Genomic DNA, 14,957 nt, shown 5'->3' with positions numbered 1-14,957 from the left:
TCTGAAAGACTTATCTCCAGAAATTTTTGAGGCTTCAAAAAGCAATTCCAAATTAAGCATATTATCAATAATTACAGGAAAATCCCATGATTCTTTGTTATGATCCCAAGATCGTATAGCACCAATTTTAGTATTAAATCTTGTAACTAATGTTTGAGCACTTTTAACAATAATATTTTTATATTTTTTATTATCTTCAACCATAAGCCCTTTCCCAAAGCTGCAATATACTTTGAAGCCCATGTCATGTGTAGTGTTATTAAATTTTTCTTTTTCAATAAACGCATTCCACAAAGCAGCTTTTTCTTTGTATCTAATATCTCCCGTTAGATTGTAAATCTGCCAAAGATTACCTGCATAAAAACCACTTGTCCAATCCTTTGACTTTACTTTTTTTACTACTCCAGATGATAAAACCATGCTTCTAGGAATAGAAACTGAATCAATTGGAAAATCTAAAAGTTTTAAAAATCTAGAATTGATTTCTTCTTTAATTGAAGTAGTAACTGGATTATACTGTGCTTTACAATTAAAATTGATTGTTGTAAATAAAATTATATAAAATAAAGAATTAAATTTCTTCATAGAGTAATTAAATATTTAATTAATAGTAATCAAAAAAACAAATCAATTTGCACAACTAAAAAAAACGTATTAACAATAAACTCAAAGAGATTATTAATACTATCAAAATTGATTGTAGCAAGTAAATTTTAATTTTCTTGATTTTCATCGAACAAATATAGAATTAGATAGGATTTCTAAAATCCAAAATAGGGTATTCAAAAATACGAAAGTGACAAAAAAAGATTATTTATCTTAAGTTTTTGAATCGTTAGAGAATTTATTTAAGTATTGTGATGGCGTTTCACCAAACTTTTTTTGAAAACATTTACTAAAATATTTAGGATTATTGAACCCAACTTTATAACTAATTTGTGAAATGTTTATTTTATTTTGCTCTAATAATTGCGCTGCTCTTTTCATTCTAATTTCAAGAATAAACTCATTTGGAGTAAAGTTAGTCCATGCTTTTATTTTAGTAAAAAGCATCGTTCTACTTACACCTAGTTCTGAACAAAAGAAAGGAATATCAAACTGTTCGTTTGAGATATTTTCTTCCACAACTTTAAAAGCTTTCTTTAACAATTGTTCGTCTAGAGACGAAACTGCTATTTCGCTTGGAACAAAATTATCTTCCGATGAAAATTTAGTTTTTAATCTTTGTTTAGATGCAAGCAAATTTTTTATTCTTAATTTAAATTCAATTAAGTTAAATGGTTTACTGATGTAATCATCTGCCCCACTTTCTAATCCTTCAATTTTATAAATCAATGAAGATCGGGAAGTAAGTAATATAACAGGAATATGACTTGTTTTAATATCTTCCTTAATTTTAGCACACAATTCTGTACCTACCATTTCAGGCATAATTACATCGCTAACAATTAAATCGGGAAGAAATTTTAATGCTTTTTTTAATCCAATTGCACCATTTTCAGCAATGATGACATTGTATTCTGTTTTCAGAAGATTTTTCATAAAGGTTCTTAAAACTTTGTGGTCCTCTACAATTAAAATAGTTAGTTTTTCATCAGCAACATCTAGGTCATTTATATCTTGCTCGTCATTAATTTCAGGCAAATCTAGTTGAACCTCATATTGTGCAACATCATCGCTTATTTTAAAATCTTTAATTATTTCTTCATCAGAAAGATGGTATCTTCCAAGTTGCATTACTACTTTAAAAATAACTCCTTTTGTTTTTTTATTTTCAACAGTTATAGTTCCTTTATGAAGATTTATAATGTTTTTTACAATAGACAATCCAATACCAGTTCCTTTATTATAATTTATTTGAGTTTGATTATTGGTTGGGATTTCAAAAAACAAGTCAAATATTTTTTCAATATGTTCCTTAGCAATACCAATTCCGTTGTCTTCCACTTCAACAATAACTTCATTTCTTTCTTTTTTAATTCTTACAATAATTTCTCCCCCTTTTGGAGTATATCGAAAGGCATTTGAAATCAAATTGTAGAATACGCGTTCTAGTTTAAATCTATCGAAATAGACTACTATTTCTTCATGAGAAGATTCAAATGTAAATTTATAACCACCATCTTTGGCATATTCTGTAAACGATAAAAAGATTTCCTTTATATATTTTACAATATTTCCTTCAGCAGCTTCTAGTACAAATTGATTATTTTCAAACTTTCTAAAATCCATTAACCTATTGATTAATTTCAAAAGATGATTGGCACTGCTTTCTATAACTCGGAGTTTTTTATACATTTCATTTGAACCATTGTAGTTCAAAAGAATTTGTTGTAATGGACCTAAAATTAGGGTTAGGGGAGTTCTAAACTCATGAGAAATATTTGTAAAAAACTGAAGTTTCGCGCTGTTGTCTTTTTTATTTATTTCACTTTCTCTGTATTCTAATAATAATTCCTGACGCAATTTTTCTTTAGATTTTATTATCCATGCCAAACCATAAAGAGAAATCCATAATAAAATTGCATATAATGAAAGTGCCCACCAGCTTTTCCAAGGCGCAGGTTTTACAACAATTTCTAAAGTAGTTGGAACAGCATTCCAGATTCCGTCATTATTAGCTCCTTTAACTTCAAAAACATAGGTTCCTGAATTTTGTATAGTAAAAGTTGCTGAAGCATTTGAAGACGTAGTCCATTCATTATCTAATCCTACCAGTCTATAGGAGTATTGATTATTTGTAGAATTTATAAAATTTGGAGTTGCAAAATTTATAGTAAAATTAGCTTTGTCATAACTTAAAGTAAGTGATTTTGTAAAGGCAATTGTTTTTTCTAAAATGTCATTTTCGTTAGCAACATTAATAGATTTGTTGGCAATTTTAAAATCGGTTAAAATAACTTGAGGTGAATATTTATTGACTGGGATTTTTTTGGCATCAAAATAGGTAATACCAGAAGGGCCTCCATAATAGAATTTATTATACCCAAGTTGTAAAAAGGCATTATCATTAAATTCATTACTTACTAAACCGTCTTTTTGGTCATAAATAAAGGCAGATTTATTTGCTAAATTATATTTTATAATACCATAATTGGAACTCATCCATAAATTATTAGTATCATCTTCAGAAATAGAATGTATGGCTGTTACTTCTGAATCGCTTTTTTTAATGTTTATTTTATGAAAATTTAGGCCATCAAAATTATAAAGACCTTTTGCCTTTGTTCCTATCCAAATTTTACCTTTTTTATCTTGAAACAATGATAAAATATCATCGCCTGAGAGTAATTTGTTATCAAAGAAATAGTGTTTTATGTGATAGGTTTTGTTGTCAAAATCATTGAGATTTATCACATTAAGTCCGCTTTGAGTTCCTATCCACAAATTATCTTTTTTATCAATTAACAAAGTTCTGACTCTATTGTTTGTCAAAAAATTATCGGAATAATTATCGTTGCCAATTATTTGATAGGTATTATTTGAACTATCATATCTAATTAATCCTTTGCCGAATGTGCCTAACCAAAAAACATCATTTTTACGCCCTTTTTTTATTACATATACACCAGATTCTTTGAGTACACTCTTTAATTCGGGCGCAATTTTATCGTTTATAAATCTTTTAGATTTTACATCATAAGCTGCCAATCCTTCCGTAAAAGTTCCAATCCAAAGAATACCAGTATATGAGAGGCACATTGATTTTATGTTGTCAACGGAAATACCATTAGATGCTGCCGAATTGATTTTTGAAGTAATTCCCGTTTTACTATCTAAAACAGTAATTCCACCGCCTTCGGTTCCTATATATATGTTTTTATTTGAATCAGCAGCCAATGAACTTACAACATCATAACTAAGTGCACTTACTCCAGAATTTTGATTCAAATTGGTGAAATTGTTATTCGATTCATCCCAAATACTAATTCCGTTGTAATAAGATCCAATCCATACGGAACCTTTTTTATCTGTAAAAACTGATTTAATTTTCCCAAAACTTGTCTTTCTATCAGGATTATTATAAACTTTTTGAACACTTCCATCGTTTTGAATAGTACTAATACCCTCATAGGTTCCAACCCAGGCAACTCCTTTTTTGTCAAAATCTAAAGTTCTTACATCAGCATCAATTTGATTTTGGTTTATCGAAAAGGGAAGTAGTTGTTTTGAAGTCGGATCCAATTTTAAAAGTCCATTATTCTTGGTAGCAACCCATATGTTTCCTAAATAATCTTCTTTAATGTCTTGAACATAAACACTTTCTTTTTTTGATGTATAATATTTTTTAAATAGAAAAGTATTGCCTTTACGACTAATTAATCGGCACAATCCTTTAGAAGTCCCTATCCAAATTACCCCTTTTTTTGTTTCATATATGGATAAAACAAAATTATTTGGGAGACTTAAATTAGACTTTGATTTATGAAAAACAGAGGTGAATTTTTGAGACTTTTTATTAAAAATAGACAGTCCTACTGAAGTAGCAATCCAAATTTCATTTTTAATTTCTTTAATATTCCAAATTGTATTGTTAGACAAGGTATTAGAGGCATTGCCATGCAAATAATGCGTAAATATATTGGTGACTGGGTTATAACAATTAAGGCCATTATAAGTTCCTACCCATATATTCCCCATTTTATCTCCTTCCAGTGAAAGAATATCATTATTACAAATTGACAAAGTATCTTTAGGATTGTTTCGAAAAACAGTGATGCTGCTTCCGTCATATCTATTAAGGCCATCGCGAGTTCCAAACCACATTTGCCCCTGTAAATCTTGATGAATAGCAATAACTGAACTTTGAGAAAGTCCATTTACAGTTGTAATATTTTTTAATCTATACCGGTTATATTGAGAGAAAGAACTGGTAGTAAAAAAAATAAAAAGGAAAAATAGTAGAAGGTTTTTCATATTTTACTGATCTGAAAAATAATTAAAATTATTTAATCATATAGTGAAATTAGTTTATTAAAATTTGATAAACAAAAAAATTACTTTAGTCGTTTTTTTAATTGATAACCATATAAAGATGGAATTTTCGCCATGGGCTTATTTATAAATTCTATATAAGCATCTGGACCATATTTAACTGTAAAATTTCTGTTTCCATTTATTCCAATTATTCTGGCGAAGGGACCTTCATCCATACCGTTAAGTTCAATTGGAACTAATGAGTCACCTCCTGTAACTTCCACATTAATATTCCAAAAAGTGGAATACGCACCGTGTGATGGTTTCCAATAACCAGCGCCTCCTCCTTCAAAAAGAGGATATTTATTATCAGCGTTAGCTTCAAAATGCACTTTAATATTATCAAATAAATTCTGATGATTGGCTCCTGCATGTTGGTCTAAATCAGGGTCAGTAAAAATCTCACAATTTTCATATACATTTTTAGTAGAAAAAGTATTAAAACTTAGAGGATGAACCGCCTTATTATAGACCTTCAAATTTTCTACCAAAACATTATGAACCCCACCCATTGCCACAGTATAATGAGCAATATTTTTACCTTCTGTAACGATATCTCGAATCGTTACATTAGCAATTTCTTCTGTTAAAATTCCACTATCCGCGTTATTAACAGTTACGTCTTTAACCCAACTATTAAAAATTCGGGTTAAAAAAATACCATTATAACCTTGCTCCACATGATGTGCTACTCTTGCGGCATCTGGAAAACTAATTCTCAAATGTTCAATTCCTACTTCCGACAAATGTTTCCATTCTATCAAAAGTGCTTGATAAATTGGCTTTACGTCAAGTAATAATGGAGTTTTAATTGTAATTTTATTTTTTGAAATTGATACAATTTCAACTTGCTGTCTAACTAATGCCAAATTGGGTTGCTTCCAATGAGAGTTACCGATTTTAGTCTTGGAATTTCTATATAAAGCTTCGATTATTTCCGCTTTTTCTCCTTCCTTATTGAACAAATCCAATTCTACCACATCTCCAACTTTTAATCCATTTACTTCAGAAACTAGGAACTCTTTTTCACCTCTTTTTCCTTGAATGACTTTGGCCAAAACTGTGGGTGGAGTATCATATTTTTCCATATATGATTTAACACGTTGGTTCGGTACTTGTGTCCAAATAAATCCTCCTGACCATGCGTATTGTGAAAAAGGCAAATCAATATTATTCTCTTTTTCAACTTGTCTTTTTCCTGTTGAAGTTAAATATTCCCTTAATTCAGCTAATGATTCTTGCTCTTTCAAATACATCATTGGGCGAGGGCAGAAAATTTCAGTTCCTTCTTTTCCAGAACCTGCGCCCCGTAACACAAAATTACTGCGTTCAACATATAAGATATCACTTAAAATTATTTTTCCAGCTGGCAATTGTAAAACTACATTTCCAGCAACTTCATGTGCTGCTTTAAAAGCTTTAAGCAACGCTTTGGAATCATCTAAATTATCATTTGCTTTAACACCAAAATCATTAGCTAAAATTACTTTTTCCTTTATTTCAGGTAAACTAGCATTTCCAAAATGATAACCAGCATAACTAAAATCAGGTAAGAAATTTTGAGAGTAGACTTCTTTCTGACTTATTATTTGTGGTGTTTCTTGCGAATAAAGTTGTGATGGATTTATAATAATTAAAAACAAAACAACACATTGTCTCATTATTAAACTGTATATGTGAGTGGTTGAATTCATTTTTTAAATTATTAAGCAAAAACTTATCGAAAATTTATTTCAAATTGAATAATTACAAATCTGTTATTGGACTGTATTTAGGGACAAGTGCTTTCATTACTGACCATGCAACTAAATAAGCCAGAGCGCAAATTGCAAACATAATAGAATAACCCGTTTGAATATGACCTAACCCATCATAATAATCAAATAAAGCGCCACCTAACTTTGAAACTAAAACACCTCCAATACCACCCGCCATTCCACCAATTCCAATAATAGAACCTATAGCTTTTTTTGGAAACATATCAGAAACTGTAGTGAAAATATTAGCCGACCAAGCTTGGTGAGCAGAAGCTCCAATCCCAATTAAAAGTACTGGAATCCAAAAAGTAATGTGACCAAGTGGTTGTGCTAATAGAACCACTAATGGAAATATAGCAATAACTAACATGGCTTTCATTCTTCCTTCATATGGATTGTGCCCTTTATTGATGAAGTACATAGGAAACCAACCTCCACCAATACTTCCCACCATGGTCATACTATATAAAACTGCTAATGGTAGGACGATATCGGTACCTTTCATTCCAAATTGTGCTTCAAGATATTTAGGCAACCAAAAAAGGAAAAACCACCAAATACCGTCTGTCATAAATTTTCCAAATACAAAAGCCCAAGTTTGTTTGTAACCGAAAAGTTTGAACCAAGCTACTTTTTCTTCAGCAGGAGTTGCTGTTTTTTCAGCTACTTGAGACTCTGTGTCGTGAATATAATCGTATTCTGCTTTTGATAATTTCTTTTGTTTGGATGGTATTTCATACAATAAAAACCAGAAAATAACCCATATAAATCCAATAGCTCCAACTAAAATAAAAGCAAACTCCCAACCATAATATTCAGCAATTACAGGAACAGTAAGTGGCGCTAAAATAGCTCCTACATTAGACCCAGAATTAAAAATTCCTGTGGCAAGCGATCGCTCTTTCTTTGGAAAATACTCAGCAACAGCTTTAATTGCAGCAGGAAAATTTCCTGATTCTCCAAATCCTAAAACAGCACGAGACAACATAAAACCAGCTATGGATATTGGCACAGCACCAACTCCAATCCATACCATGAAGGTTGAAAAAGCAGTTCCAACAGGTAAAGAATAAGCATGCATTATTGCCCCGATAGACCATACTATAATGGCTAAAATATATCCTTTTTTTGTTCCTAATTTATCAATTATTCTGCCTGCAAAGAGCATGGAAATAGCATAGATAAACTGAAAAACAGCCGTAATATTAGCATAATCTGTATTGGACCAACCAAATTCTTCAGATAAACTTGGAGCCAATAAACTCAATACCTGACGGTCTAAATAATTTATTGTAGTTGCGAAGAACAGTAAACCACAAATGGTCCACCTGTATTTTCCTATTGATATATTAGTTTCTTTCATTGGTAATTTTTTGGTTTTGGTTAGTTTGTATAATTGTAATTTAATTATTCTATTTCAAAATAGGCAACAGCATTTTTATAACATATATTCTCTACCATTGACCCTATGAGCTTCATATCATCAGGTAACTCCCCTTTTTCAATTTCGTCTCCAAGCACATTGCACAATATACGTCTAAAATATTCATGTCTAGGAAAAGAAAGAAAACTACGTGAATCGGTTACCATTCCAACAAAACGACTCAGCAATCCAAAGTTCGAAAGTACATTTAATTGTTTTTCCATACCGTCTTTTTGATCTAAAAACCACCATGCCGCTCCATATTGCATTTTTCCAACTACTTTTCCATCGTTAAAATTAGCCGCCATAGAGGCAAACATTTCACTATCACGAGGGTTCAAATTGTACACAATAGTATTGGTCAAACCGTCGCATTGGCTCAATCTTCCAAAGAACTTACTCATATTATCCGCCATGTTCAAATCGCCAAGCGAATCAAATCCTTGATCGGGACCAATATCCTGCAACATTTTCGCATTGTTGTTTCTGATGGCACCGACGTGAAATTGCTGCGCCCAAGATTTTTTCTTGTTCATCAAAGCCAATTCAAATAAAACGGCTGATTTGTACTTATTAATCTCCAAAACAGAAACTGACTCGCCTTTCATCGCTTTAGCAAAAATAATATGTACTTCAGTTTCTGTATAATCTTCTCCATAGAAATTTGAATGTCCGTGATCAGAAATTCGACATCCCATTTCGTGGAAAAAATCATGACGCTCTTGAAGTACTTTTATTAAATTTGAAAAATCAGTGATCGAATAACCAACTGTTTTTGCTAATTTTTGAATCCAATCTAGAAAATCTTGTCCTTTTTCTATTTCTGTTGCTTTATCGGGACGAAAGGAAGGAAGAACTTTAATTTCAAAATTGTCTTCTTTGATTTTTTTGTGGAATCGTAAATCGTCAGTAGGATCATCTGTTGTTCCAACGACTTTTACATTCATTTTACGAAGAATATTTCTAACACTGTACTCCGGTTTTTGTAATAAAGCTGTTGCTTCATTGTAAATTGCTTGCGCAGAATCTGAATCCAATAACGTGGTGATTCCAAAATAATTCTTCAATTCCAAATGAGTCCAATGATAAAGAGGGTTTCTCAAAGTATATGGGACTGTTTCTGCCCATTTAAGAAATTTATCATAAGGAGTTGCGTCGCCAGTAATAAACTTTTCATCAACACCGTTGGCGCGCATGGCTCTATATTTATAATGATCACCTTCAATCCATATTTGAGTTAAATTCTCAAATTGTCGGTCTTCGGCAATATCTTTTGGAGACAAATGACAATGGTAATCAAAAATTGGCTGTGCTTTTGCATAATCGTGGTATAGGGTTCTTGCCGCTGGACTGTGCAGTAAAAAATCATCCGTAATAAATATATTTTCAGCCATTGTAAATTAAAATAAACTTTTCTCAATTCCCATTTCTAAACCACGCAATTCTGCCAAACCTCTTAAACGACCAATTCCTGAATATCCAGGATTTGTTTTTTTGTTTAAATCGTCAAGCATTTGGTGCCCGTGATCAGGGCGCATCGGGATGATTCTATTGGTTTCTTTTTGTTTTTTCAGAATTGATTTTACTACTTCATACATATCAACGTCGCCCTCTAAATGATTGGCTTCATAGAAATTCCCTTCTTCATCACGTTGCGTACTTCTCAGGTGAATAAAATTCATTTTTTCTCCATGACGGTCTACAATTCCTGGCAAATCATTGTCGGCAATAACACCGTAAGAACCCGTACACATGCAAAATCCATTGGATGGAGAATCAATTGCATTTAGTAATTGAATTAAATCAGCTTCTGTGGAAACTACTCTTGGTAATCCTAAAATTGGATAAGGAGGATCGTCAGGATGAATCGCCATTAAAACACCAGCACTTTCTGCGACAGGAATAATTTCACGTAAGAAATAGTATAAATTTTCTTTCAATCTAGCTGCGTCGATACCGTCATAACCTTGAAGTACTTTTAAGAAATCTTCAACAGTATAGGATTCTTCAGCTCCTGGTAAACCAGCAATAATGTTTTGTTGTAATTTGATTTTATCAGCATCAGATAACTTTTCAAAAGTTACTTTCGCCTTGGCTTTTTGAGCATCAGTATACGTATTTTCAGCACCAGGTCTTTTTAGAATAAACAATTCAAAAGCAGCGAATTCATTGATATCAAAACGCAACGCTTTCGAACCATCAGGCATTTCATAAGACAAATCGGTACGAGACCAATCTAAAACAGGCATGAAATTATAACAAACAATATTAATTCCGCAAGTCGCTAAATTCTTGATACTTTGCTTGTAATTTTCAATATATTTCAAATAATCGCCCGATTGTTTTTTGATGTCTTCGTGAACAGGAATACTTTCTATAACAGATAATGTTAATCCCGCCACTTCCACTTCATTTTTTCGCTTCATGATTTCATCCACTTCCCACACTTGACCATTTTTAATATGGTGCAAGGCGGTTACAATTCCAGTTGCACCGGCTTGCTTGGCATCTGATAATTTAACGGGATCATTGGGTCCGTACCATCTCCATGTTTGTTCCATAACTTATATAAATAAAATTTTACACTATATTAAACTCCGCTAAACGCGCTAAAACCTCCATCAATAGGAATAACAACTCCTGTTACAAAAGAGGTAGCGTCATCGCACAAATACAAGGTGGTACTTACTAAATCTTCTGGCTCACCAAACCTCCCCATAGGAGTTTGATCAATGATAGAATTTCCTCTTGGTGTTAATGCACCATTTTCGGTTGTTAATAAGGCACGGTTTTGATCGGTTAAGAAAAATCCTGGAGCTAAGGCATTCACACGAATTCCTACTTTTGAAAAATGTACTGCTAACCACTGTGTAAAGTTCGATACAGCAGCTTTTGCTCCACTGTATGCAGGTATTTTTGTTAAAGGTGTAAAAGCATTCATTGATGAAATGTTCAAAATACTACATCCTTTTTTCCCTATCATATCTTTAGAAAAAACTTGTGTTGGCAATAAAGTTCCGATAAAGTTTAGATTGAAAACAAATTTTATTCCTTCGGCATCCAAATCAAAAAACGTTTTGAATCCTTCGGTAGTATTGTGCATGTCTTCTTCCAATAAAAATGGATTCGAGGTAGTTCCCAATGGGTGATTTCCTCCAGCTCCGTTTATCAAAATATCGCAACTTCCTAATTTTTCGTTGACTTCTTTCTTTGCAGATTCCAAAGATTCTTTTTCTAATACATTTGCAGCAACACCAATTGCCTTTCCTCCAGCTGCGTTGATTTCATTCGCAACTTGATCTGCAGCTTCTTTTTTCAAATCCAATAATGCTATTTGATGTCCTTGTTTTGCCAAAGCTTTCGCTAATGTGCTACATAATACTCCACCAGCACCTGTTATAACTACTGTTTTCATCTGTATATTATTTTATTGATTGAATTAAGCTTAAAACTTTTTTGGTTTCCGATTCGATGGTCGTATAATCTTTATCAGCCATTAATTGTTTACTGATTAATTTGCTTCCCATTCCTACGGCAGAAACCCCTGATTTAAACCAGCCCCCGATATTTTCTTTGGTTGTATCCACACCGCCTGTTGGCATGAATAATAACTTTGGAAATAAATCTTTAATTCCACTTAAAAATTCTGGTCCTAACATGTTCCCAGGGAAAAGTTTTATAAAATGAATTCCAGCGTTTTCGGCTGCTATAATTTCTGTAGGCGTCATACAGCCTGGGCTGTATAAAACTCCTTTACTTTTTAAAAATGCCCCTACTTCTGGAACAAATCCTGGACTAATAAAAAAATCAGCACCAACAGCAAAATATTCTTCAGCTTGTTTTAAGTTTTTTATAGTTCCGATTCCTAATAATAAATCGGGCATTTCAGCATTTCTTACTTCTACCATTTTAGTGAAGTTGCTCAATGCCGCATCACCCCTACTTGTATATTCTACAGCTTTTATTCCAGCTCTGTAGATGGCTCTTAATACTTCTAATGTTACTGTTTCATCTGCATTGAAATACAACGGCAGCATTCCTTGTGCAACTATAGCATCCGATACTTTTTGGATAGAACTCATAATTTATATTTTAACTTTAATTACTACTTTTTTTATTTCGCCTTCGCCAATCATTGGAGCGTGTACGTCTTCTGGAAAGAAAACAGCAAATTGTCCATCTGTTAATTGAAAAAACATATCGGGTGCATCACTAAAAAAACGCACATCTTTATCTGGATTGTATTCTCCATTTGGCGTTGCGCATTTCTCTCTTGGTTTCCAACCATAAGTTTCTAGTCCTTTTACACATACTTGAATATCGATGTTTTTATCATGACATTCAAATTTTGACAGACTTACTTCCTGGGTTTTACCATTAGCTGTATTCACAATTACTTTCAATCCTTCTGGAGTTTCTGTTACTCCTTCGGCTAGATTTGACAAATCATTTTGATGTAAAAAATCAAAAGCTTTTGCAAATGAAGGGTGTAAATTATAGTATTTATGAGCGTTATTTAGCGTATCTATTACCATAATTTCTTACTTATCTTGCAACTCTACCAGAAGCATCACCTCCCATAAGTTTATTAACTTCATCTACAGTTACTAAATTCGCATCTCCTTTGATGGTGTGTTTCAAGCAAGAAGCGGCAACTGCAAAGTCTAAAGCGTTTTGATCGTTATCTGGGTAAGTCAATAATCCGTAAATTAATCCTCCCATAAAGGAATCGCCTCCACCTACTCTATCTACGATATCGGTAATTTGGTATTGACGTGTTTGTAACATTTGTTTTCCGTCATATAAAACTCCTGCCCATGTATTGTGAGATGCCGAAATAGAACCACGTAAAGTGGTGATTACTTTTTTTGCTCTTGGGAATTTTTTCATCATTTGTTGGCAAACTGATAAGAATGCTTCTGCTTTTACATCATGACCGTGTGTTTGAACTGCTGCACCATCTGGTTTGATTCCGAAATGCATCTCGGCATCTTCTTCATTTCCTAAAATCACATCGCAGTAGGATGTTAACTCGGTCATAATTGCTTCACGATCGCCACCGTATTTCCATAGTTTGGCACGGTAATTTAAATCGGTTGAAATAGTAACTCCCAATTTGCTAGCCACTTTAACCGCTTCTAAACAGGCATCGGCAGAACTTTGTGAAATGGCCGGAGTAATTCCTGTCCAGTGGAACCAATTTACACCTTGAAAAACTTCTTCCCAATTCACCATGCCGGGTTGGATATCTGACATAGATGAATGCGATCTATCATAAACGACTTTACTTCCTCTGCTAACAGCACCCGTTTCTAGAAAATAAATCCCTAAACGCTCGCCTCCCCACACAATTTTATCTACACCAACTCCTCTTTTGCGCATTTCCATCATGGCACATTCGCCAATATCATTTTTTGGCAAACGGGTTACAAAATCAACTGGAATTCCATAATTAGCTAATGAAACGGCTACGTTTGATTCTCCTCCTCCATATACTACATCAAAATTGTCTGCTTGTGAAAATCTTAAAAATCCTTGTGGTGCTAATCTTAACATTATCTCACCAAATGTTACTACTTTTTTAGACATGGTCTTACTATTTATTTATTAAATTAATAAAAGGGTTTATAGTTAAATATTAAAAAAACAAAAATTCATCGTGCACGTACACGGGAATACAAAACTAAATAAAAAATATTATAAATTACTTTATTTCAATAATTTTAAATAAAAAATTAAATTTGTAAACTTTACAGGATGCTTAACTTAAACTAATTGCCATCATAACAATAAAAAAAATAGCTAAACTTGCTAATGTTTCTGTTGGAACAGTTGACCGAATACTTCACAACCGAGGTCAAGTTTCCCAAGAAAATATTGATATTGTAAATGCTATTGTAAAAGAATATGGCTATCAGAGAAATATTTACGCAAGTAACTTAGCATTTAATAAAAAATTCAGATTTGCAGTATTCTTACCCCAACATGATGGATTAGAATATTGGTTAGCTCCTATATTGGGCATTAAAAAAGCTGCCGAAGAATTTGAAAGATTTGGAGTAAAAATGGAATATTTTTATTATAAATACAATTCCTTATCATTCAAAAAACAAGCAAAAAAAGTTTTAGAAGAAGAATTTGACGGCTTGTTATTTGCTCCAATATTTTATGATGAATCCATTATTTTTTTAAAGGAATTCAAAACTAAAAACATACCAATTGTTATGATTGATTCTAATATTCCTGAAATTGGAGGATTAGATTATATAGGTCAAGATGCCTATCAAAGTGGTTATTTGGCTGGTAAACTCATTAGTTTTGGAATTAAAACAGAAACTAAAGTCTTAATAATGAAAATAACACGCGAGATAGAAAGTACATCTGTTTATTTACAAAGGATTAAAGGATTTTATTCATTTTTCAAAGATAATCAAGAACTTTCAAATTTTAAATTTTCTGAAATTAGTATCAAGGATTCTGAATCAAACAAATTAACAAATAAAATGTTTGATGGAATAAATAGTGTTTTTGTTCCAAATTCAAGAGTTTATATTGTCGCCAAATATTTAAAAGAGAATAATTTAAAAGATATTCGGGTTGTAGGTTATGATTTATTACAGCAAAATTTAGAATGTCTCAATGAAGGCTTTATTGATTTTTTAATCAATCAAAAACCTGAGGAACAGGGTTATTTAGGTATAAATAATCTTTACAAAAAATTAGTATTAAAGGAAGAAATTGAAATAACTAATTATATTCCTTTAGAAATCATAGTTAAGGAGAATGCTGTTTCTTTAAAA

At 32.2% G+C, this 14,957-nt stretch carries 10 protein-coding genes and 1 pseudogene; 1 reads left to right on the top strand and 10 read right to left on the bottom strand.

The window, feature by feature from the left end:
• The 10 genes and pseudogenes from ACOYLT_RS06760 to ACOYLT_RS06715 all read right to left on the bottom strand — a co-directional run.
• A pseudogene (locus ACOYLT_RS06760) lies at nt 1-585 on the bottom strand (glucuronyl hydrolase); the annotation flags it as partial.
• 234 nt (nt 586-819) lie between these two features.
• Nucleotides 820-4,917, bottom strand: coding sequence for a two-component regulator propeller domain-containing protein (locus ACOYLT_RS06755; protein WP_422853099.1), 4,098 nt, complete (start codon nt 4,915-4,917; stop codon nt 820-822).
• Between the two features lie 80 nt (nt 4,918-4,997).
• On the bottom strand, nt 4,998-6,671 hold the full coding sequence (locus ACOYLT_RS06750; protein WP_422853098.1) for a hypothetical protein: 1,674 nt from the start codon (nt 6,669-6,671) through the stop codon (nt 4,998-5,000).
• A gap of 52 nt (nt 6,672-6,723) precedes the next feature.
• Nucleotides 6,724-8,097 (bottom strand): MFS transporter, encoded by a 1,374-nt coding sequence (locus tag ACOYLT_RS06745; protein WP_422853097.1) that lies wholly within the window; start codon nt 8,095-8,097, stop codon nt 6,724-6,726.
• Nucleotides 8,098-8,141: 44 nt separating this feature from the next.
• Complete coding sequence (gene uxaC / locus ACOYLT_RS06740; protein WP_422853096.1) at nt 8,142-9,551, bottom strand: glucuronate isomerase; 1,410 nt, start codon at nt 9,549-9,551, stop codon at nt 8,142-8,144.
• Nucleotides 9,552-9,557: 6 nt separating this feature from the next.
• Nucleotides 9,558-10,718 (bottom strand): mannonate dehydratase, encoded by a 1,161-nt coding sequence (uxuA, locus tag ACOYLT_RS06735; RefSeq protein WP_422853095.1) that lies wholly within the window; start codon nt 10,716-10,718, stop codon nt 9,558-9,560.
• 29 nt (nt 10,719-10,747) lie between these two features.
• Nucleotides 10,748-11,572 (bottom strand): SDR family oxidoreductase, encoded by an 825-nt coding sequence (locus ACOYLT_RS06730; protein ID WP_422853094.1) that lies wholly within the window; start codon nt 11,570-11,572, stop codon nt 10,748-10,750.
• A gap of 7 nt (nt 11,573-11,579) precedes the next feature.
• Nucleotides 11,580-12,239: a bifunctional 4-hydroxy-2-oxoglutarate aldolase/2-dehydro-3-deoxy-phosphogluconate aldolase gene (locus tag ACOYLT_RS06725; protein ID WP_422853093.1), complete on the bottom strand. Its 660-nt coding sequence runs from the start codon at nt 12,237-12,239 to the stop codon at nt 11,580-11,582.
• A gap of 3 nt (nt 12,240-12,242) precedes the next feature.
• Entirely contained in the window at nt 12,243-12,692 is a 450-nt protein-coding gene (locus ACOYLT_RS06720) for a YhcH/YjgK/YiaL family protein (RefSeq protein ID WP_422853092.1), read from the bottom strand.
• Between the two features lie 10 nt (nt 12,693-12,702).
• Nucleotides 12,703-13,746, bottom strand: a complete 1,044-nt coding sequence (locus tag ACOYLT_RS06715; RefSeq protein ID WP_422853091.1) for a PfkB family carbohydrate kinase — start codon at nt 13,744-13,746, stop codon at nt 12,703-12,705.
• Between the two features lie 185 nt (nt 13,747-13,931).
• On the opposite strand from ACOYLT_RS06715, the gene ACOYLT_RS06710 reads away from it, so the two are divergent.
• Nucleotides 13,932-14,957: substrate-binding domain-containing protein (locus tag ACOYLT_RS06710; RefSeq protein WP_422853100.1), on the top strand; the 1,026-nt coding region annotated here is incomplete at its 3' end.

It is taken from the genome of Flavobacterium sp. (assembly GCF_049318185.1).
Classification (GTDB): domain Bacteria; phylum Bacteroidota; class Bacteroidia; order Flavobacteriales; family Flavobacteriaceae; genus Flavobacterium.
Note: the sequence above shows the minus strand (reverse complement) of the source record. Positions and strands in the feature narration are given on the sequence as shown.